General features: G+C 35.6%; 21 protein-coding genes. 8 read left to right on the plus strand and 13 right to left on the minus strand.

Features of this window, described 5'->3' with window-relative positions; genetic code table 11:
- Positions 1 to 14: 14 nt before the first annotated feature.
- The 3 genes from IHV09_RS19385 to IHV09_RS22695 form a co-directional block, all read right to left on the minus strand.
- Positions 15 to 1,031, minus strand: a complete 1,017-nt coding sequence (locus IHV09_RS19385; RefSeq protein ID WP_197133518.1) for a DUF4030 domain-containing protein — start codon at positions 1,029 to 1,031, stop codon at positions 15 to 17.
- Positions 1,021 to 1,590, minus strand: a complete 570-nt coding sequence (locus IHV09_RS19390) for a sigma-70 family RNA polymerase sigma factor (RefSeq protein WP_231618419.1) — start codon at positions 1,588 to 1,590, stop codon at positions 1,021 to 1,023. Before IHV09_RS19390 ends, IHV09_RS19385 begins: the two co-directional genes overlap by 11 nt.
- A 1,132-nt stretch (positions 1,591 to 2,722) precedes the next feature.
- Positions 2,723 to 2,845, minus strand: coding sequence for a hypothetical protein (locus IHV09_RS22695; protein ID WP_255520112.1), 123 nt, complete (start codon positions 2,843 to 2,845; stop codon positions 2,723 to 2,725).
- A 158-nt stretch (positions 2,846 to 3,003) separates the two neighbouring features.
- Here IHV09_RS22695 and IHV09_RS19395 point away from each other — a divergent pair, with 158 nt between their 5' ends.
- On the plus strand, positions 3,004 to 3,477 hold the full coding sequence (locus IHV09_RS19395) for a hypothetical protein (protein ID WP_197133512.1): 474 nt from the start codon (positions 3,004 to 3,006) through the stop codon (positions 3,475 to 3,477).
- Positions 3,478 to 3,660: 183 nt separating this feature from the next.
- Here IHV09_RS19395 and IHV09_RS19400 read toward each other — a convergent pair whose 3' ends face one another.
- Positions 3,661 to 4,107, minus strand: a complete 447-nt coding sequence (locus tag IHV09_RS19400) for a hypothetical protein (RefSeq protein WP_197133509.1) — start codon at positions 4,105 to 4,107, stop codon at positions 3,661 to 3,663.
- A gap of 157 nt (positions 4,108 to 4,264) precedes the next feature.
- On the opposite strand from IHV09_RS19400, the gene IHV09_RS19405 reads away from it, so the two are divergent.
- On the plus strand, positions 4,265 to 4,630 hold the full coding sequence (locus IHV09_RS19405; protein ID WP_197133506.1) for a hypothetical protein: 366 nt from the start codon (positions 4,265 to 4,267) through the stop codon (positions 4,628 to 4,630).
- A 111-nt stretch (positions 4,631 to 4,741) separates the two neighbouring features.
- Here IHV09_RS19405 and IHV09_RS19410 read toward each other — a convergent pair whose 3' ends face one another.
- Complete coding sequence (locus IHV09_RS19410) at positions 4,742 to 5,068, minus strand: hypothetical protein (protein ID WP_197133504.1); 327 nt, start codon at positions 5,066 to 5,068, stop codon at positions 4,742 to 4,744.
- Between the two features lie 279 nt (positions 5,069 to 5,347).
- Here IHV09_RS19410 and IHV09_RS19415 point away from each other — a divergent pair, with 279 nt between their 5' ends.
- The gene (locus IHV09_RS19415) at positions 5,348 to 5,602 is read left to right on the plus strand and encodes a hypothetical protein (protein WP_197133501.1); all 255 of its coding nucleotides are present in this window, start codon (positions 5,348 to 5,350) and stop codon (positions 5,600 to 5,602) included.
- Between the two features lie 255 nt (positions 5,603 to 5,857).
- Here the strand turns inward: IHV09_RS19415 and IHV09_RS19420 are convergent, their stop codons facing one another.
- A complete protein-coding gene (locus IHV09_RS19420; protein ID WP_197265275.1) occupies positions 5,858 to 6,703 on the minus strand; it encodes an STAS domain-containing protein in 846 nt (281 codons plus the stop codon).
- Between the two features lie 470 nt (positions 6,704 to 7,173).
- Between IHV09_RS19420 and IHV09_RS19425 the strand changes: the two genes are divergently transcribed.
- Positions 7,174 to 7,953 (plus strand): hypothetical protein, encoded by a 780-nt coding sequence (locus IHV09_RS19425; protein ID WP_197265276.1) that lies wholly within the window; start codon positions 7,174 to 7,176, stop codon positions 7,951 to 7,953.
- 351 nt (positions 7,954 to 8,304) lie between these two features.
- On the opposite strand, the gene IHV09_RS19430 is transcribed toward IHV09_RS19425, so the two are convergent.
- On the minus strand, positions 8,305 to 8,667 hold the full coding sequence (locus tag IHV09_RS19430) for a hypothetical protein (protein ID WP_197265277.1): 363 nt from the start codon (positions 8,665 to 8,667) through the stop codon (positions 8,305 to 8,307).
- Positions 8,668 to 9,402: 735 nt separating this feature from the next.
- Here IHV09_RS19430 and IHV09_RS19435 point away from each other — a divergent pair.
- A complete protein-coding gene (locus IHV09_RS19435; RefSeq protein WP_197265278.1) occupies positions 9,403 to 9,642 on the plus strand; it encodes a hypothetical protein in 240 nt (79 codons plus the stop codon).
- A 289-nt stretch (positions 9,643 to 9,931) separates the two neighbouring features.
- Here IHV09_RS19435 and IHV09_RS19440 read toward each other — a convergent pair whose 3' ends face one another.
- The 6 genes from IHV09_RS19440 to IHV09_RS19465 all read right to left on the minus strand — a co-directional run bounded on the left by IHV09_RS19440 (position 9,932) and on the right by IHV09_RS19465 (position 14,706).
- Positions 9,932 to 10,453 (minus strand): hypothetical protein, encoded by a 522-nt coding sequence (locus IHV09_RS19440; protein ID WP_197265279.1) that lies wholly within the window; start codon positions 10,451 to 10,453, stop codon positions 9,932 to 9,934.
- A gap of 448 nt (positions 10,454 to 10,901) precedes the next feature.
- The gene (locus IHV09_RS19445; protein ID WP_197265280.1) at positions 10,902 to 11,738 is read right to left on the minus strand and encodes an ArdC family protein; all 837 of its coding nucleotides are present in this window, start codon (positions 11,736 to 11,738) and stop codon (positions 10,902 to 10,904) included.
- Positions 11,739 to 12,480: 742 nt separating this feature from the next.
- Complete coding sequence (locus tag IHV09_RS19450) at positions 12,481 to 13,119, minus strand: hypothetical protein (RefSeq protein WP_197265281.1); 639 nt, start codon at positions 13,117 to 13,119, stop codon at positions 12,481 to 12,483.
- Between the two features lie 314 nt (positions 13,120 to 13,433).
- Positions 13,434 to 13,625, minus strand: coding sequence for a hypothetical protein (locus tag IHV09_RS19455; protein WP_197265282.1), 192 nt, complete (start codon positions 13,623 to 13,625; stop codon positions 13,434 to 13,436).
- Positions 13,622 to 14,140 carry a hypothetical protein gene (locus IHV09_RS19460; RefSeq protein WP_197265283.1) on the minus strand — a complete coding sequence of 173 codons (519 nt, stop codon included), beginning with the start codon at positions 14,138 to 14,140 and terminating at the stop codon, positions 13,622 to 13,624. Before IHV09_RS19460 ends, IHV09_RS19455 begins: the two co-directional genes overlap by 4 nt.
- A gap of 122 nt (positions 14,141 to 14,262) precedes the next feature.
- Complete coding sequence (locus IHV09_RS19465; RefSeq protein ID WP_197265284.1) at positions 14,263 to 14,706, minus strand: JAB domain-containing protein; 444 nt, start codon at positions 14,704 to 14,706, stop codon at positions 14,263 to 14,265.
- 730 nt (positions 14,707 to 15,436) lie between these two features.
- On the opposite strand from IHV09_RS19465, the gene IHV09_RS19470 reads away from it, so the two are divergent.
- The 3 genes from IHV09_RS19470 (at position 15,437) to IHV09_RS19480 (ending at position 21,453) form a co-directional block, all read left to right on the plus strand.
- Complete coding sequence (locus IHV09_RS19470; RefSeq protein WP_197265285.1) at positions 15,437 to 16,198, plus strand: N-6 DNA methylase; 762 nt, start codon at positions 15,437 to 15,439, stop codon at positions 16,196 to 16,198.
- Positions 16,191 to 20,501, plus strand: a complete 4,311-nt coding sequence (locus IHV09_RS19475; RefSeq protein ID WP_197265286.1) for an Eco57I restriction-modification methylase domain-containing protein — start codon at positions 16,191 to 16,193, stop codon at positions 20,499 to 20,501. Before IHV09_RS19470 ends, IHV09_RS19475 begins: the two co-directional genes overlap by 8 nt.
- A gap of 100 nt (positions 20,502 to 20,601) precedes the next feature.
- Positions 20,602 to 21,453, plus strand: a complete 852-nt coding sequence (locus tag IHV09_RS19480; protein WP_197265287.1) for a GIY-YIG nuclease family protein — start codon at positions 20,602 to 20,604, stop codon at positions 21,451 to 21,453.
- The last annotated feature ends 238 nt before the right edge of the window (positions 21,454 to 21,691 follow it).

Below are 21,691 nucleotides of genomic sequence, written 5' to 3' on the forward strand. Positions count from 1 at the left end.
ACTCCATTTCAAAACTAATTAATTTTCTTATAGTCTTCACTTCGAATGGTTATCTTGTATGAATCTCCTTTTACTTTTGCTTGCATTTTTTCTGTTTTCAGAAACTCTTCAATAACTTTCTCCAGTTCTTTTGCATGATTTTCCGCTTCAGGAACAGATTCTTTTAAAGAAGTCTTGAAGATAATCTCTGGCGATGGATATACGGAGTACCCTAATCCGGTAACCTTATACACTTTTTTCCCCATCAACTCATCTCCGACCAAGCCTAGAATTTCTGCCCATCTTCTATCTTGGTCTCTTTTTTTCATATTTACTTTTTTGAATTTTACAGTGTATATCTTATTTGTCTTTGTTCTTATCACACTTTGAACTTGTTGCTCAATTTCAGACATTTTTGTATTTGTATCAGGTATCTCGACTTCTACCACTTTTTTAACAGAGTTAAGACTAAGCCCCGTCAGTTGGTATTTTTTATATACACCATCAAGAGCTGTAAACAGCTCACTTTCTTTCTTGAATCTCTCTTCCTGTTCTGGAGTTGTTTCATCCTTATCATTTTCATATTTTGATACCACAACCGAATAAGCATCATAATCTCTACTCTTCAAAAGCTCTGATGCTGTTGATTCCACACCACCTTTTACCTTGTCAAAATAGGAAGAAGACCCATCTATCACGATCAATACTTCTTTCTTTCCTTGATATGAAACACCTACACTCGCGACCTTATACCCTTTATCTACGAAGTCTTCATGCATGACCATAACGATGTCTTTTGTTTCAAAGAACTGTCCTAAGTAAGGAAGTTTAGATGCCACTTTTGCCATTGCAGGTGAAACGAAGGCTGAACCGATAAATAAAGCAAAAAGTAAAACAGCTGCACTCATTGTATAGAGGAATTGGTTTTTCTTTTTAATGGTTCGCTTTTTTAAACGGTCGTGTATCTTTTGCTCTAAAGTCTCATCAAATGTGATGTCATTAAGAATAGAAGCTTTCATACTTCCTCTCAGCTTTTTCAATTTATCTTCCATTCTCCTCACCTCTTTCATACATCTGCTTGATAAGCTCTCTGCCTCGGAACAGTCTTGTTTTTACCGTGTTGGCATTTATTGATAATAACTTGCTAATTTCATCAACTTTTAAGTTCTCAAAATAATATAGAAAGATGACCTCTCTGTATTTTAGAGGTAATGCAAGAACGGCTAATGAAAGCTCTTTTTCTTCCGCCTTTCTCATTAGAACGACTTCTGGTGTATCATCTTTCGAAACAAATTGATCGAATAAGGACTGGGTTACTTTCTTATATTTATATACTCTTGATTTCATCACATCTTTACACCGGTTCGTCGTGATTCGATAGATCCATGTTTTGATTGATGATTCTTCACGAAACGTTCCTAGTTTTTCATAACAGTTTAGAAACACATCTTGGGTAATATCCTCCGCCAAATTTTTGTCTTTAACATAGGAGTAAGAAAGCCATAATACTCTTTGTCCGTATTCTCTCATCAGAAGAGAAAGTTCATCTTGATCTGCAAATTCTGATGTGGTCTGATTTTCTTCAGCTGGATGTTTCTTTTTATTAATCAAAATCGTCGTCCCTCCTTTTCTATACATTATTAGACGACACTTTCACCAGACGGTTTCTCAAAAGTTGATTCTTATAAATTAATAGACAGAAGTCACTTTATTCCGACAACGGGTGACGCTGTTTTTAGTATTTAGTCTCCTAGGAGGATATAGTATGATCAAAAGAAGATAAAAGAGTATATATCAACCACAGGCGATCATTTAGTATAGAAAAAATAAAATGTTGTTAAAACACATCGCTCAAATAAGTGTACTTTCTAATGGCGCAAAACTGTGTCTCCTTTTTAATAAAGGCTAAATGATTTTTACAGAAGAACGCAAAAAATCCTTTGCTACTTCTATACGATTTTATTACGCATTGATAAAATCAAAACACTCTACTAAAGAATAGCAAGTACCCAACAGAATGAGAATTCAACATCAACAACATATAAGCATATGTCATTAAATAATTTATAATTTATTACTATTCTGAATTGAATTCTGATGGTTTAGGTTGCTGAATTATCATATTTTTCTTAGTAGATTCTTCTGTTCGTTCTACCATGGTTTGAAAATAGGATTCCGTTAACTTTTTAGGATAATATCCCATACGTTCACGAATGATGATATTTTCAAGAACAAAACATTTCCATTCCTGCAGCAATCCCCGTCAATGTTGTTACATCGGGGGGAGGTAAGCTCTTCACCATCCGTATTTGATACGTCAAACACATTTACATATCAGAACCCGTAAAGGACCTTCATTTCTTTTTCCTCTTCGCCTTAAGTTTCCCCTTTTCTCATTTCTTTTTTTTTCCGATCTCTTAGAATGTCAATTCAATAAAAGGACTTAATATTTAAATGAACATAATTCAACATATATGTTAACAGTGCTATATAATAAAAGAATATCAATATCAATATAAATATAAATATAAATATAAATATCAATATCAATATCAATACACTATACTATACATATTCACGCTCTTAACGCTAGTCATCCACCAATTTTTATCACTCACTTTAATAAGTTAGGAATAGTCGATTATACATAACTTCTAGGTCTATGATTGCTAATACTATCTGTAAGGTAGATATCTTTAATAACAATTATCGCACTACGTAACTCATGCTTTTCTATGAATTCTTACTTTTCTTCAGTCAACAGATAAATAGGAGCAGATTCGGAGGGTGCATAACTCCACAGGTACACTGAGAAAAGAAACATGACGGTCATTAAGAGAATGATTCGATTTAACCGATGATTCATATAAAACCCTCCTAACAACTAGTTTTTTTACTCTACTATATGAAAAAAAAGAGAACTAGTCCTATCCTTACATAATGATTGTGTATAGGTAACAGAAGGAAATGATCGAGTACAAAGAGAAGTACAAATAGAAAAAACGATGAAAGGGGAGATGCAAATTGAAAACAAAATTGTTTTGGTGCTCCTTATTCTTATTAGTTACAAGCATAATAAGCTTGCGTGTTGCTGATTCAATGAGTGATAAATACCAATTAGATAGGAATCATTTTCTGGAACGCCTTGAAGTGAGTAAACCTTCTGACGGAGACTTGGCTGAAATTAAAGGAATGGTAAGTGCGATGAACGAGAAATTTCACACTTCAGAATCCTTTTACTTCTTTAAAGAAGATGAGTGGGTAACACAAAAAAGAAACCTCATCACTGAGCTTTTTTATGTAACGGAAAGATTTAGTGTTGGCCACTACACCATCGTCCATCATTATCATCCTGACTGGTTTTTCTTGTTGCCAATAGCATTACTTGTAATGAGCAGTATTTCACTTATGCTGTGGGTGTTCGCTCAAAGGAATGAAATAAACAGGTTGAGCTTCTTTCTAGTTCATAAAAAAAACGTTGATCACCTCTATTACTAGAAGATGTCAACATGCTTCTTTTTATTCCGAACCGATGAATTTTTAACGCAGGCGGTTACGATGTAGATATTTCTCATGTATTGAGATCTCCACCACTGGAAATGAAGGCTTTTATAAGACGCTAGGTATTAGTTAAAAAAAACTGGTATGCTTAAAATATCTTAAGGTTGACTTAACACAAACCTATTTAAAATATTCATGTTTGACCTGAGGATTAAATTTCAATAAACGCAATAAATGATCTGTATTCCCTTCGAACGTAAAGAAATACGTTTTATTTTCTTCGTCAAATACCATAATGTACGGCTTTTCTTGATCCGAATATAGAATTGATACCTCATCAACAAGGTCTTCAAGCCATTGATTTTCAACCCTAATAGTAGGTTCAAGTGGCATCCTAATCACGTATCCTTTCTTGGGAATAGGATTATATTTAACATATACGCCTGTTATGCCTTCAATAAACTTTTCTGCTTCTTGTTGTAAATCCGTTTTCATCGGTACAACTTTTATAACCTTGCCTTTATTTAAATCGAATATTTGTATTTGCTGATTTTGATTCGTTTGAGCAATAGCGTTTGTTGAAATTAGTTGGAAGAAAAGAATAGATACTAATGCCTTTTTAATCACCTCAACCACCTCAAAGGTATTGTCCCCAAAAAACAAAGCAGTATTAGTTTCGATTATTGTTGTCTTGTAACGGGGCAATTACAGTAAAAAAGGATTCGAACACGAATAGTAATTATAAGTTTAGGGTTTAAATACCTTTAATTAAAGGGGTGGAAATATGAATCTCAAAAGCATTGTAATTGTTTTATCTGTGTGTCTAAATCTCGTGTTAGGGATTAATATTTATAATGAAGTAACTAAAAAAGAGGCTGTTGATGTAGGATTAGCATTCAAACAAGCAGTTAGTGTTAAAAATTACGATCTTGTTAGAACTCTTTTGGCCGAAGGCCGAAAGAAACAAATGAAGGATGAAGATTTTAAAAAGATCAATGACTTAATGAGTGCGGGTACAACTTATAAAACATATCAGCTGTTAGAGTTTGATAATGGAAAAATGGTTCTACTTAACTTAACTCCTAACGATAAATATGAAATTCAGGATGTAGTAATTGTTTCTGAAGGACTAAAATCTTTATTCAAGTAACTGTATACTTTCGGGCTTGTTCTTTAGGAAGGAAAAGCATCCTTTTTTTATTGGACATATTCAACAAACGTGCAGGATTTTGGAATAAGGAGTAATTTATGGGAAAATAAATCATTGCAGTAATTTCATTTTTGAAAAGACATACTTCTTCACTTGTTTTCTTTCATTCTGATTCAATTTTAGTTTAGTGTTGTCATTTAAGCCGATTCTTTTAGTAAGAATAGTAAGTGGTTTGTCACTATTTATAGTAATCCCTTTTTCTTTTTCTCCTTGCATTTGGAATATATAGGTGTACTCAAAAATGCCCTGTTTATTATATACATCTATAATTGAGTATATTTCTAGCTGCTTATCATTTTTTGTTACTGAGTTTATCTTAAGCGTTTTATTTTCATTTTGATGTCCCGTAACCCAAATTTTTTCACCTTTAACATTCATTAAATCAATCAAGTTACAAGATGATAAAAGAAATAGACTTAACAATAGGGTAAACGATTTGAAAATCTTGGACAGTGTAGTCACCTCCTTATTTTGTTCTTTCTTATATCATAAGCACCATAAATTATACTTATTCAATTTATAAGTTTTTTCTTCAACTATCGGGTGCGTTGATCCAAAGAAGGATTAACGCTTTTATTATGGAACTTATTGAACAAACGTGCAGGATTGTGGAATAACAGAAGACATAACTTAATTAGATCGAGTGAGGTTTGTAAAATGAATGAAAATAAATTTGATTTTGTATTTGAAGACATAATAGATTTATCTAGAAGCTGTAAGTTTACTAATTGCACTCATACCAAAGAGCCACATTGTGCAGTTAAAATTGCTATATCGGAAGATATCCATTCTAAAGATAAATTCAATGTTTATTATAGAGAAAAAAACGAAGAAGAACATATTTTGAAGCAAAAGAATAAAACAAAGGCTGTTGATTATATGAAACAAAGGAAACTTTTTCGAGAACTCTAGATAAGATCATACTTTGCCAACTAAGTATTACTATTAAACAATCGGGTGCGTTGATCCAAAGAAGGATTAACGCTTTTATTATGGAACTTATTGAACAAACTTATATTAAGCTTTTTGTAGAGCGAAAAGAAATACTAAAGATGAGTAACTTCGGAAGAATGGCAGCAATTAACGAATAGATCAAATAAACACCTCTTCGTAAGTCTGAAGAGGTGTTCTTATGAGCTTCGGATTATTAATTCAGGTCAGATGCTTTTATCTATGCATTTGTATTTCATTGAATGCTTGGTGGAGATTACCTTTTATATTCAATTTATGCATGTTCAGACCCAATGCAACCATGGTTTGTGCGACCTCTGGACGAATACCAGTCATTACCGTCTTTACCCCTAGTAAAGATAGCCCTTCTACGACTTTAAACAGCTGATCAGCCACCATCGAATCAACAAACATCACTCCGGATACGTCAATGATTAGATTCTGTAGATTTAATTTGATAGCTTGGTTCATCGTCTCTTCCATCAACAGCTTAGCTCGCTCAGTATCGATGTTCCCAATCAGTGGTAACACTCCCGTCCCTTGCGTTAATGGCACTACAGGAATGGATAGTTCTAAGAACGCAGACTTTGCCTGTTCAAGGACTTTTTGATAAGACTGGACATAGTTTAAACTAAAACAATAAACGGCATGGTCTAGAAGAGGATCGAGCGTATCAATAACTACAAAGATCGTTGAAGTAGACATATTTTTCTTAATCACTTCTTCTTTAATCGCTCTCCATATGTATTCTCTGTAAAAGCTAGTATCTTTTAACGCTTCATCAAGAGGTGCACCTAATTGGAACAGGTATTCCCCAGTCTCTCTTCCCCATCGGGCGATTTTCTCAATTGATTCTTCCCTATGAAAATCAACTAACGCTTCTCCAAATAGAGTGATGAACGAAGCCCGAAGTTCCATGATTTTGGGCTCTATCAACTCAAACTCTCTCCTCTCTTGTTCTGTCAAAACTACCTCAGCCATCCTGTCCGAATGCACCTGCTCTGCTATCTCATGTTTACGATTTAAAATAATTTCTCCAAGAAGCTCTATTTCTTTCTTCATAATATCCCCCTATTTTCTTCTGCTTTAATTAGTATACTCTACCAATTATAGGTTGCCTATTTAAATCGTTATCAAAGTGTATGGCTAGAGTTAACGTTACATTAGAAAAGACCTGATAAGAAAAATTTGCAGCCTTTAACATTTATTTAGTAGGTAGCTTCAGCCTCTTCCCCAGGGGGGCTTATTTTCTTTCATCTTAACATTCTATTCTCTTGAACAACTCCTGAATTATGCTTCCGGACACTCTTTATCTCAGATATAAATTTAAATCGTTCGGCATCCGTTCGTGACCAAATGAGGCACTCTTTCCATCTTTCAAACACTTCAAAGCATTTCAATTGCATGAAATTAGCATGTTATAAGCGAAAGTTAGTTTATAGAACACTTGTCGGAAATTCACACTTTCTAAATAGTCATAGGACATTTAACCTAACACATACGTTAAAGAGAGTTAGGAGGCGATGACATCTATGATTAGGATATTACTCCCTTTAAAAGATATTGACTTGTTTTATTATTACAAACCTTCAGAGTTTACTTTAAAGAAAAATTTAAAATATTATAAAGCAAATGATTTTCTCAATTCAAGGCTTACAGTATCACCAAAACAAAATGGTGACGGGTACAATTTAATTGATGGATACTTACCTTATCAAGCATTCTATTATGAAAATGAAAACCAATGTCAAATCTGTAATTTAATGCTTTATGACGAAAAGACCCAATTACTCTCTTCTTCGAGAGAGCTATTCACACAATTAAGAACACCTTGGGTGGTAAAATATCGAATGCTTAATACTTTAAAAAAATACGTTACGAGACCTTCTGAGTTGCGTAACCATCTTAATCTCAATCAGTTTGAACTTAAACGATATGACATTCATTCAGATGTTCCCCTTCAGTACATTAATAAAGGAATTGAACTGAATGTTGGTCCAATGCTGAATAAGGTATGTAGTTTAAATACTATTAAAGAAGAAGTTAGAGATTATTTATATGAAATAACTATTTTGGAAACTGATAATCCTAAACGGTTGACTACGGGTAATTGGCATATATTGAAATACATGCTTAAAAACTCCCCGCAATTCTACTCACAAAACACCTTATTGCAAATTCAATTTATAGAAAATTTTATTATCAATTATAAAACAGTATTAACTGATACATGGAAGCATTATCTAGATTCGATGGAAAAGGATTGTAACTACGAGGATGATGTAAACACTTCACCAGGAGTATTCCAATGATGTAAGGACGTTGAATTAAGGCTGTAAAATTTAAGAATTTTCTTTGATGATGTCGGTAAACTCATAAAACAAAAAAAAACATTTAAAACAAAAAACGAGCAGCCAATGTCGCTACTTATATGTAAGTATAGCTTGAAGGTTTTACACTTTTGCTCAATGAACCTACTATTTTAGTAAAATAGTAGGTTCATTTTAAATTCATGTCTCTGTTGGTTATTTAAAAGAAAAAAGCCGTTACTTATAAATTATCAGGGACTTAGAAATATAGAAAACATTTAATAGAGTGGGTTTCACGTCAAAATTTTCTAATGAAAAGGTTATCCTTTTCTAACTAAAAATCATTATTTATATTTATCCATCTAATAAAGCTGTCGCTTTCGAGGGAGTCGCGTCCAATGCACGAGACAGTGAATAGGATGCTTTTGTAAATCGAATAGTGATCCTCTCATTTTCCCTGATTGTACTTTCTTTTATAATGATTCCCAATCGCCCATATAAAACGGTCTTAACAAACTGCAAGTCTCTTTGAAAGAATTGAGATAAATATTCCAGCACGTTTCTCAATTGCAGTCCTTTTTCACATAATGTTTCGTCCACATCTTTTACCGGCGTATGTAGGATACGCGAAAAATACAATCTTTGAGATGACTTGATAGTGTCGGTTTGACCGTCTCGTTTTTTGTCAGAGCGAATCTTTCTCGTTTTGGTTTCCAATGCCTCTTTCCCCTTAATTTTTACCTATTGGGTTCTACTTTTGTTTAGGACAGTGTCCTAGATTTATTTCTATGTATTATATTTTGGATGGGGAAAAGATATGTTTTACCGTTGTCCATACTCGGGTTACCGGAAGGGGAGGCGAGTATGAAAATGACGAAAGAAGAAGCGCGTTGAATGGTGTGTGAATCAATACTTTCAATATCCATTTTTGGCAAAAGAGCTAAAAATGGTAGATGGGACAACTATGTTAAAATGGAAATATCAGTTATTCAGCAATCGGAAGTTTAATGGAATAAATTTTTATAGAAATACAGCTTTTACTAAATATAATTCTATATTGGTGGTGTGAAGGATTGAGTACAATAATTCAAGCAATTATAGGCTCTGTTATTGTTCATTTGATTTATTTTCTAATTACGTTGGTAGTTGGATACATAAAGACCAAAAGATATGTCCCAGATATAGATAGTGCGTGGGAGAGTGTAAATAATCTTCCCAAAGAAGTGGAGTTCAGAAGATCAGTCTCACCCGTATTTATTTTCGGGACATTCGTAGGAGTAACGGTAGTTTGTGGCTTGATAATTTTTGTATTGAAACAAGCCCTTATTTAACAGAACTATAATGCATCACACTGTTCGATTATAGGGACGTTAATCCATGAAGGATTAACGTACTTTTTAAGGAATTTATTAAATAAACAAGCACGATAATTAACAAGGAGGCTTGAGAGTAATGGAAATGAGAGATTTTATTCTTCATATAGATATATTATCAGTTGAAGTAAAAATTGATGGAAATGATTATAGGTTTGGTGTGAGGTGGAAAGCACCTGATAAACCTTATGGTGAAACTTGGATTTTACAATCTTACGCTAATAAGTTAACTGGGGAAAAAGATTTATCAAAAGAACAAATCGAAGAATTTTTAGAAATTATCAATGCAAAATGGAACTGGAATATGGACGATTTTTAAAGTAAGTTATTGCACGATTGGGGGCATTTGCTAAAGAAAGCTCAAAGTAAACGAACAGAAGAATCTGGTCGTTTTTTTATTGTCATTCACCCGTTACTGATCAAATTAATTTGTTTCTTATTCTAATAAACTGCATGTTTGACACCTGATTTTGACCATTTAAACACAATTAATGCAATCAAATAACTCCGGGGATCAACCGGAGCTATTCAGTAACATACAATACTCAAGCACAAAGAGTATTTATGAGTACTTTACCTAATTCCCCCCAGGTTTTGAAGAAAAAACATCACGCTTTCTTTTCTTCATTTCTCTGCTGGCGGATTACCATTGGTTTATGCTTATCCTTTTTCATGTAGTCTACGTATTTTGCCAAATACCCTTCCGTGATTCGATGCGGAACATACCCCAACCGCTGACGAATAATGTTTTCTAGAACAAACATTTTACGCGTAATTTTTTCATATTCCGTTCCACTGTATTCTTCAGACTCTTTAAACTCATCCGTATTACCGTGCTTGCGAGCCTTATAAAAGGTGTTTAGATAACGATAAAAAGATGTTCTTTCAGCTCGTGCATATTTCAATAACCTAAGCAACTCGAAGGTCGATAGCATCATTAATTCAGGCGTTGTCCTCTCAAGATGGACTTCTAGCGCAAAATCTCTGACACGAACTGAAATCCTTTCATGATTGCGTTGCACAAGCGTCTCTGGAACGTTCATTACACAAAAATCACAATAGTATTCCCGTTGCTGCTGCACCAGTTCGCTACCACAATAAGGACAAGTAATAACACTTTGATTTTTCATATCAGCTTTACCCCCTTCAATGTTTTGAATGTATAAGCATCCATTTATGACTTATGCCATTGAAATATGCCTGTTCCTGAACGTTCTAACTAAATTACACCATTTAGGCACTATTTTAACAATTTATTAGGATACTCCTCACGTTCTCTTCGTAATCTCATTTCAAGATAGTTAGTTGCTCGACTTAAATGAAGAAACAATCCTACCCTTGTTCTTTTTCGGTATACACGATATTTAACTACTTCCATCCTTACGAATTAAAAAATGTCCTTCTTTTCTTACGATCATCGTCTTTCCTCCTTTTTCCGTTTTAATTCCCAGTTGGCCATTCTAGGAATTACTAGGAATTAAATAACAGAAGCTTGATTTTTTTAAAAAAGGTCATCTTCCTTGATCGACAGGAAGATGACCGATCCTTTGTGCTTGTGATGGTATAAGTTACTGCTTTTTACTCGCCTTCAGTTTCTTCTTCTCCTAGAATGTAATCAGCTGCTTTTTGGGCTTGTGCAGCTGCTTGAACCACGAGACGACTGTCTTCTTTCAATGACCTTAGCCATGAATGGATATAGCTGGCGCTATTACTAATGGTGTTGTTGTCAATACCCGCAACACCGCAAAGCATTGCGGCCCCCATTTCCGCCACTAATTCTTCCTTGGAATAAACGTCATCCCCGAATGCTACGTCTTGAGTAGTCACTCCTGAACGAGCTAGCCGATTTTTATGCCCTGTGCTGTGGACCATTTCATGAAACAAGGTACTGTAGTATTCTTCGACTTTTGGAAAATCCTTTAATGGCGGGCAATTAATTTTATCTAGCGTTGGATAGTAAACGGCTTTACCTGAGTAGAATGTATAATCGGGAGCGTTGATATAGTCTTTATAAATTTCTTCAGCTTTACCAATTGGATCATGATCGAATGACGTTTCTTTTCGTTTACTTTCCAACCCGTCCACCTGGGAATTGATCTCAAATACTCGGTAGTACCGAAGGTAAGGTATTCTTTCGACTTTCCCACTTTCCTCATCTTCTTTCTCTAACCACTTCCAAAAGACCACGATATGTGACTTCTCGCCTTTTCTTACCTTTCCACCAGCTTCTTGAATTTGCTTATATGTCGCATATTCTCCGGATTCTAGAAGAAAAACATTGATTCCTCTATACGCCTTTTGCGTTTTCCAATTGACCGCACCCCCGTTAATCCAAGGCTTGCGCCAAGGTACAACTCCCTTTTCTAGCTCTTCCATGACCTTCTCTGTAACGATTTCATACACGCTTTTTTTCATTTCGCTTTTCCTCCTTTTGATGTTTGACTTCCGAAGCGGAAGCTTTCCCCAAAGGGAAGGATTTTGCCCCTTTGACAGGAGAAACGAACAATGAGCATAGAGAAGGAGTCAAGGGAGCTTTTAGCGGAAAAGTTTTTTATGTTGCGAAGCGCATTTAATAAAAAAGTTTTGTGCCCCTTGACTTGTTTCTATCCGACTTAGCTTCCCGCAGATTGAGGGCAAAGCCTAGGAGGCTCGACTTGCGGGAAGGTTAGCTCGGATTGTGTAATTGTACGATTCGGAAGGCAAAGGGCAAAATCTTATTCAATAGCAGCCGTAGGGCTGCTTTCCGCTTTTGATTTTATTCGTTAAAGATTATCGGCTCGTGCGGTACGGCCAGAATGGCAAATGGATCAGGAACCTACAGATTGTAGGCGAAGTATGAGACGTACAAGCTGTGGTTATCGAGCCATTTAGTGCCGTCAGCGACACGTTACAGCCTGTTAAAAAGCGTTCTTTGCTTTTTTACAGGTTGTCGTGCAGCCGCTCAAGAAAAAGGTTTTAAATCGTTCAAAATCCTTTTCTCAAGACAAATTTCCGCCTAAAGGCGAATACAGTCATGACAACAAATCTTTTTGCTTAAAGCAAAAAAAAGAGAAGGATTCATCCTTCTCTCTAATCACCAGTTTATAAGTCCTCAGATATCTGAATTAATCTAAACGATCCTTCAATGCAGCTCCTACGAATCGTTGAACGTTTGCAATCACTTGTATTTCTCTAACCAGTCGGAAACCATCCCTTTCACATCACCTGCTTTTTCTTTCATATCTTGAAAAATCATATCCATCAAGGTAAACCAAGATATCTCCTCGCTGTAAGGATTATTTTTATTGATGTATTTCAGCACATGTTTAAGCTCCTTCATTCTTGCCTCGTCCAAATGTTCCTGAAGGGATACTTTCACAAAAGCATTCAACAAGTTCACATTGCGTATACTGGCATCCAACAACAAAGCTGTTGCTTTGGACGGCGTGACATCTAGAGCAGAAGATAAAACGTATATATCCTCATAAGACGTTTGGGAGAAGCGAGCAGTGATCCGTTCGTTTTTTCCTGGTTGGCATTTCCGCTGCAAGGATTCTCTTCCCCATTCCCCTATAAACACCGTACTCATGAATTGGTAATCTCTTCTGAAGTGCTGCGATAGGTGTTCAATGACTTTTCTTGACCTTAATCCCTTTTCACATAAAAGAACGGCTACGTCCTTTACAGGTGTATGTGTAATATAAGACAAGCTATATATACAATCTTTAAGATTGCTAGAAATTGTCGGCTTGATGTCGCGTTTTGCATCTGATCTTTTCTTCCTGTTCTTCGTCATAACGGCCTCTTCTCTCTCCATTCCTACCCCTCTTTTCCGCATTTTCACTTAGGACAGTGTCAGAGTGTCCTAGACTTTGTTTTATATATATGGGAGATGGGGGATAGATATGTTTAGATTTTCAAAAACCCGGCCATACTTTTAATAAGAGTACTAGCAAAGGGGAAAAGTAAATGAAAATGTCGAAAGAAGAAGCGCAGGTACTAGCAAAAAAAGCGATTGAACAAAGCATAAAGAGGGGCATCCCCCTCAAAAACAAAAAGAAAAAACAGGCGTGATACCGCCTGCTGATAAACATTCGATCTTCTAAGCACTCCGGAGATCGATTTATTTTTTTAAAAGGACTTTCTATACAGAGCGATCACTCGTTTGTTCTCTTTTTCCCAATCTTCATTCCTTAACATGGGAATCTGGTACACCTGCTCCATTTCTGTCATGAGCTCAGCCAATTTTTTGTCCTTTTTATCTCGGGGCCAGTCTGTATGCATAATCTCCTCATAGCGTTGATTGTATTGAACAAGTGTCATTTTCTTGCCTCCTGTTGGATGGATCCCATTCGATTTATCTCTTGTTCTGCATATGTCTGAACCGTCCCATCGGACCAATACTTCATTCCGCCTACAACAAGATCGGGATGCGGTACTTTCCCGCGTTCAAAATATAAATTCAACTTCTGTCGATCGTACCGCAGCCCTTGTTCACTTAAGTAGTCCGCAAACTGACTCATGCTTTTATAGTGAGATCCATCACGAATCAAAGAATACGTTGGTTTCTGAATCAAATACGTATCCTTCCTGAAATATTCCGTCATCAACTCCAGGGCAAATTCTAGCCAGTCATTATCAAGGTGACGATACAGCAAACCAAGATCAAACGACTCCTTTTCCGGGTCTTCAAAAAACCACGCTAACTGTAAAAACGTTGCCTGAACATAATCTACTTCCTTCAGCGCTTCATCGACCAGCAGTATGTTCTTATAGGCATGTAGTTTACCCTCAAGCTTAGGAAACTTCTCAACAATTCGACGAGTTGCATTTTTCATGTTTCACCCTCCTGTATACTTTGTATACAAAGTATACAGAATTTTGTATACATTGTATACAAAGAAATTTCAATATAAATGGCAGAAACGAGCAAAAAAAGGGAGGGTTTCCTCCCTCTCTCTTACAATCTAGCATTCTCTTTCAAACTGTAGTATTTAGCTTTCGTGTTGATGATGAGATGATCTAGCACATCAATCCCTAGGATCTTTCCGCATTCTACAAGCCTTGATGTCACCTCGATGTCCTCTCGAGATGGAGTGACATCTTGACTTGGATGCTGATGGCTCACAATGATCGATGCACTGTTATTTAGGATTGCGGACTTGAATACCTCTCTTGGCATAACGATGCTGGCGTTTAATCCTCCCACATGGCAGCGATGCACCGCAACCACTTGATTCTTCGTGTTAAGACACATCACGAAGAACACCTCACGATCATCATCTCCAATAAATTGAGCTGCAACATCCGCAGCATCCTGTGGCGAACGAATAACGAACTTTTCGCTTGCCTCCACTTCCTTGATTACCTGTTTGATCCTCACTACTTCATAGATTGTTTCCATTTAACTCTCTCCCTTCCGCGTTTGAGGAAACCTGAACAATTCGCGCAAACAGGGGGAAGGGTTCGCTCACGAAGAAGCGAACTTGCCAGAGAGGGGTAGGAAAAGGCCATGATTTACGGACTTTTTCGTTAGAAAACGAGTGAAGCCCAATGACTTAGCCAGCGTTAGCTTGCGTACTTTGCAAGGTTACGCTGGTTTAGCCAACTTGGCTTTGCCGATTTCTTTCCCCGAACGCCCGCCCTTCCGGCTGTCATAAGCGAAGTTGTTACACTAAAGAGAACGAAGGAAGGAGAAGAACCGCACCCACTGGCGGCGAAAAGCAGACCGAAAGGAATGCCGCCGCCTAACGGCAAGGATTCGATGCCCGAAGCCGTTATAAAAAAGGCATTTTATGAGTTGCTGACCTGCAGGAAGCAACAGATAAATGCCGTATTGCATGAAAGACGCAGTCAGAATGCAATCGGCTTGCGAAGGGTCGATCTCTGAAGCAAGCCGATTATTACTGTTATTAATGTAACAAACAGATACCCCGACAATTCAGAATAAGGTAGTACATACGAACCAAATTCTGATACAAGAAATAAACAAACCCAATTGACATTCAGGTGCATAAATACTTTATAATAAATCAACTCAAAGATATAGCAAGCCTGTATAATAGATTCTAGGTTTACATTAAAATGGATAAATTGTTATTTTGCGTTAAAATTTTTATGGGTGGGAAGATAAAATGAGTGGTACTTTCGAATCAGTAAATGAAAAAATAATTAAAAGTAAAAAGCGTGTTCAAAATCATGGAGAGGTGTTCACCCCAAAAAGGATCGTAAAAAAGATGCTTGACTTGCCTCATATACGTCAAGCATGCCAAAACTTAACCTCTACATTTCTAGAGCCTGGTGCAGGAGAAGGAGCGTTTCTAGTCGAGGTTTTGAATAAAAAAATGAAGATGGTATTAAAGAATTACGGTAATGATTTAACTCAGTATGAGAACTATTCACTTTTAGCGTTGTCAACGTTATATGGCGTCGAATTGCTTGAAGATAACGCTCAAAAATGCGTTATGAATATGCATCAGGTCTATTATGAAGCATATCAACAACAAGCCATAGTACACGGTGCAAAAATGAAGAATAAGGTTTTAGACAGTGCAAAATTAATTATTTCTAAAAATATTGCACAAGGGAACTTTCTAACTAAATCATCTGCTAGTGGTAATCCTATCGTGTTTAGTGAATGGCAACCTGTAAACCTTCGTACCAACACTAAGACCATTAAAGTCCAACGTACTGAGTATACGCTCGAGGATATTATTGAGGGTGTAAAAAAAGCAGATGGAGAGCCCTCTATCCATTCAGAAAAAGTGAAACAACTAGATTTTTTTGACCTATTTAACAATGAAGAAATTCCTGTAATAGAAGCAAAAAGAATGAGATACATTCCTGTAAAGATAACGGATGTCTACAAGGAAGTTATGGAGGAAATAAATGGATAAAACAGTTATTAGACCTTATGAAGAATTAGACTTGAAAATTTATGCTTACACTTTGCCGGAAATTCCTTCACGAGAAGGTTACATAAAAATAGGTGATACCAATAGACAAGTCAGAAAAAGGATTTTTGAACAGATTGGAACAGCAGGCCTTAATCCAAATATTCTTTTTGAAAAGATAGCAAAGAAGTCTGATGGCACATGGTTTCATGATAAGTCACTTCACCGTTTCCTCCAACAGAATGGGATTCAGAAAAAAGATTTTAATAGGCATGCAGATGAATGGTTCTTTTTTAATGGAACACCTGAATTGGCAGAAATTCTAACTGACAAGTATATAAATCGTGATTATGATGAGATTCAAATTGATAATAATAATTTGACATACACACTACGTAATGAACAAAATAAAGCAGTTCAGCTCACTCTTGATTATTACAATAGTAAACAGGAACCAAAAGAATTTCTTTGGAATGCAAAACCTCGATTTGGCAAAACGTTGACTACATATGACTTTGTTAGAAAAATTAACGCAGCTAATATACTAATTGTAACCAACAGGCCAGCCATAGCGAACTCATGGTTTGATGATTTCAAGAAGTTCATTTCTTGGCAAGAAACTGGAATGAAATTTGTTTCTGAAACGGATTCATTAAAAAATAAGGCGTTATCTCGTAAAGATTACATTGATTTTCTAAACTCTACTGAACATAAAAACCCTTCCCAAATCACCTTCATTTCACTCCAAGACTTGAAAGGTGCGAAATTTGCAGGGGGTAACTATGAAAAACTTGATTGGGTTGGTGGATTGAATTGGGATCTACTAGTCATTGATGAAGCACACGAAGGAGTGGATACCATAAAAACGGACGTGGCGTTTGATAGAATCAAACGGAACTTCACTCTGCACTTATCAGGTACTCCTTTTAAAGCTTTGGCAAACAACAAGTTTAATGAAAATCAGATTTTCAATTGGTCATATGTCAATGAACAAGAAGAAAAAATAAATTGGGACTACACAACTGGAAGCAATCCTTACGAAAACCTACCAACACTTAGTTTATTTACTTATCAAATGAGCAAGATGATAGAAGACCGAGTGTCTAAAGGTTTAACTTTAGACGATGAAAGTAATGTTGACTTTGCTTTCGACTTAAATGAATTCTTCAGGGTGCGTGAAGACGGAAAGTTTGAATATGAAGCAAGCGTAAAAAAATTCCTTGATAATTTGTCTTCAGGTAAATTTCCTTTCGCAACAGACGAACTCAGAGATGAATTAAACCATACTTTTTGGCTATTACCAAGGGTTAACTCCGCTAAAGCCCTTGAAATGTTGTTGAAATCTCACCCTATTTTTGGAGAATATCAGATTGTACTTGCGGCTGGTGACGGAATAAGCGTTGATAATATCCCGAACATTGAAGAAGAAGGACAAAACTACAAAAAAAATGAGAAGAGTTTTGATAAGGTTAGAAAGACAATATCTGAATATAAAAAAACCATAACTTTATCTGTTGGACAACTAACTACAGGTGTTACTATTCCTGAATGGTCTGCAGTGCTTATGCTTAACAACATAAAGTCGCCTAGTTTATACTTCCAAGCCTCGTTCCGTGCCCAAAATCCATATGAGGAGGTTAGGGACGGTAAGCTGTACAGGAAAGAAAACGCCTATATCTTCGATTTTGCGCCAGAACGCACATTATTACTTTTTGACGAATTTGCTAATAACTTATCAAGTGGCAGCTCAAAGACAAGTGGGGAACGTAAAAAGAAGATTAAAAAGCTATTGAACTTCTTTCCGGTTATCGGGGAAGATGAGGAAGGTAACATGCACGAGTTGGATGCAACAGAGGTATTAACTATTCCAACAAATATCACCTCAACAGAGGTTGTAAAACGTGGGTTTATGAGTAACCTTTTATTTGCGAATATCTCAGGTATATTTGGTGGAAATTCACCATTCAAGGAAATCCTAGACAAGATTAAGCCTGAAAAAAATAAGCGTCTAGCAGATCGTAGAGAAGTAAACGTAACAAAACCAATGCTTGATGAAAATGGAAACGTTGATGTCCCTACAGATATTGTTATTAACCATACGAAAGATATTTTTGGAGACGCTATTTATAAGGTTATAGAAACTCCTGACATCCCTAAAACACCTGAAGTTACCACGATTACAAATGAGATCAAAGACACCCTAGACAAAGGGTTTAGCAAGTTGAAAGAAACATTCAACCTGAATAATACTCAAACGGATAAGGCAAAAAATGAAGTGTCTTCAGCAATCAAAAACGTGGTTCAGAAAAATGTGGAAACATATCATAATCAAATTCAAGAAATCGAACAGGATTTTACCAAACAAATTCAAAACGCCCAAATCGCTCATGACGAAGTTAAAGTAGAAGAACTAAACACAAAATTTGAACAGAAAAAGGTAGAAGTAAATCAAACGTTTACTGAAAAACTTAATACAGAAGTAAGTGAAACGGTTGAAACTGCAGTCGAAAAAGAAATTGTCAAAGTGGAAGAGAAGAAGAAGAAGACCACGGAAGATGATGTTCGAGATCATTTGCGAGGATTTGCTAGAACTATACCTGCTTTTCTTATGGCTTATGGTGATGATAGTACGAATTTGGCTAGTTTTGAAGAGAACATCGATGAAGCAACATTTGAAGAATTAACCAGTATTACAATTGATGAGTTCAGGAAATTACGTGACGGGTTTGACTATGTAGACGAAGAAGGAAATAACCGTAAAGTTTCAGGTCTATTCAATGAAGTAGTGTTCGACGCTAGTATCAAAGAATTCTTCAATACAAAGAAAAGATTATCAAACTATTTTGACGAAACGCTTACTGAAGATATTTACGATTACATTCCACCACAGCAAACAAACCAAATTTTCACTCCTCGAAGAGTAGTGAATTTGATGCTTGATTTAGTTGAAGAAAACAATCCAAATATCTTTAGTAACTATAATGTTAAGTTTGTTGATTTATATACGAAAAGTGGGCTTTATATCACGGAAATTGTTAAACGCTTAAATGAAGGTTTGAAAGAACAAATTCCAAGTTACAATGAACGTATTAAATGGATCCTCGAAAATCAGGTATATGCATGTGCGCCAAGTAACATCATTTATAATATTGTAAAGAATTATATTTTTGGCGATTTCAACAATATTTCTAGTGATAATATTGTTGAATGTGATCTAACCGAATATGCCAAAAATAATAATTCTAAAAAGAAATTACAAGAAGTTTTTGGAGATGAGAATTTGAAGTTTGATGTAATTATTGGTAATCCCCCATATCAAGAAATGGACGGCGGAGCGCAAGCAAGTGCTAGCCCAATTTATCATCATTTTGTACGCTTAGCAAAAGAACTTAATCCAGAATTAGTATCATTCATTATGCCAACCCGTTGGTATGCAGGAGGGAAAGGGTTAGATGATTTTCGCGATGAAATGCTAAATGATATTCATCTACGAGAGCTTCACGACTGGTTAACTCCTGAGGATATATTCCCTAATACTAATATTCGTGGCGGGGTATGTTACTTCTTGTGGGATAAAAATTATGATAATAGCCAAAATCTCACACGAGTTGTTACCCACGAAAAAAATGTGGTCATTGATGATATCATTAGACCAATGAAAATTGAAGGCACTGACATTTTTGTTCGAAATGGAAAAGCAGTTCCTATTCTTTCTAAAGTATTTGCTCAAAATACAGATATCATGCTTAACTATATTTCACCACTTAGACCATTTGGCTTTAGAGGATATTTTGTAAAAGACAAGAACTTCCGACGTACAAATTTAGGGTTATCTAATCCAATCATCTGTTATGGAAAAGGGAAAACAATCGGTTATCTTGAAAGAGAGGAAGTTACAGTTCGCCCTGAATGGATTGATAGTTGGAAAGTTTTTACTCCTCGAGCGAATAACATTGGCACTGAATTAAATGACGATAATTTGAACACATTTACTGGAACACCAAAAACAATTTGCACAGAATCATATCTTGTAGTAGGAGCAGATTTAGAATTAGACGAGGCTTCGTGTAATAATCTTTCAAAGTACTTTACTACTAAATTTACTAGATATCTTCATGGTTTAGCAAAAGGGAGTCAAGATGCAACTTCTAAAACATTCAAATTTGTTCCTTTACAGGATTTCTCTAATAATTCGGATATTAATTGGCTTGTTTCAAGTCAAGAAGTTGATCAACAATTGTATAAAAAATATGGATTATCTGATGAAGAAATCAATCATATTGAAAAAAGAATTAAAGCAATGTGAATTGCAAAAAAGATTTAGAAGCATGTCTGGTATGGTTAAGACACCAAGTAGTGGACATAAATTACAGAGTAACTGAGTTTCATTTTAAGGGGAATATTTTATGAAAAATGACAGTACTGTTATGTTGTATTTTCCTGTATCAGTACACGCATCATCTTTAAAAATTATTCAAGATCCAACTAGTCAGATTCGAGGGTTTTACTTCACGAAAAGTCAGCTCCAGAAGGTAGAGAATTTAGATTACGCTAATAACTATGCTGTTTACTTTTTATTTTCGGACCTGGAGGAACCTAGCGTATATATTGGACAGTCAGTTAACGGTGTTACACGGATCAAATCACACTTACGCGAAAAAGAGTTTTGGAAGTTTGGAATTCTATTCGTCACCGACAACAATAGTTTTGATAAACTAAGCATTGATTTTCTGGAGTATCACTTCATACAAGAATTCGCAAAAACACAATACAACCTAGAAAATCGTGATCTTCGGCAAATTGAACCAAATCTGAATGTATTTAATCGGTCCACATTGAGAGCTTTTGCTCTGCAAATCGAATTTTTATTAGAAGCACTCGGGATATCTTTTCAACCAAATGAAATAGGAGCAACTGAAAATGTTGAATACTTTAATGCTCCTCATCCTTATAAAGCTAGTATCTATTTACAGGATGGTAAGTTCATCTTACGAAAAGGTTCGGTAATAAAACAACCTATTTCCACTTCAAAAACTTGGAGTGATGGAGGGCGTTTTTATGATCGCTATATGCGACACTTCCAAAATTTTATTGATTCCGAACAAGCTAAAATGATTAGTGCTAGTTCAGCCCAATTATTACATGATATTGAGTTTACGAGTCCTAGTAAACCAGCAGGCTTATGCTCCGGTCAATCTAATAACGGATGGAAGTTTTGGATTGGACTCGAGGAAAAAAGAATGCAGGCAAATACGTAATTTAGAAAAGGAGACTTTTTATAAGTCTTCTTTTTTCATGAACATCGTTTCACTCCATAAATTACCAAATAAAAAATGCGAATTTACTATCCCCTTTCAAAAACCACCGTTTTTGGTTAAAAACAGAGAACTTCTCTAAAACCTCAAAAACTACTTAAAATACATAACCAAAAATATAACCAAAATCTAAATACCAATATATCTATTACAAACCCCTTTTTGGTAAGTTAGGATATTA

Source organism: Fictibacillus sp. 23RED33 (genome assembly GCF_015903925.1).
Lineage (GTDB): Bacteria > Bacillota > Bacilli > Bacillales > Fictibacillaceae > Fictibacillus > Fictibacillus phosphorivorans.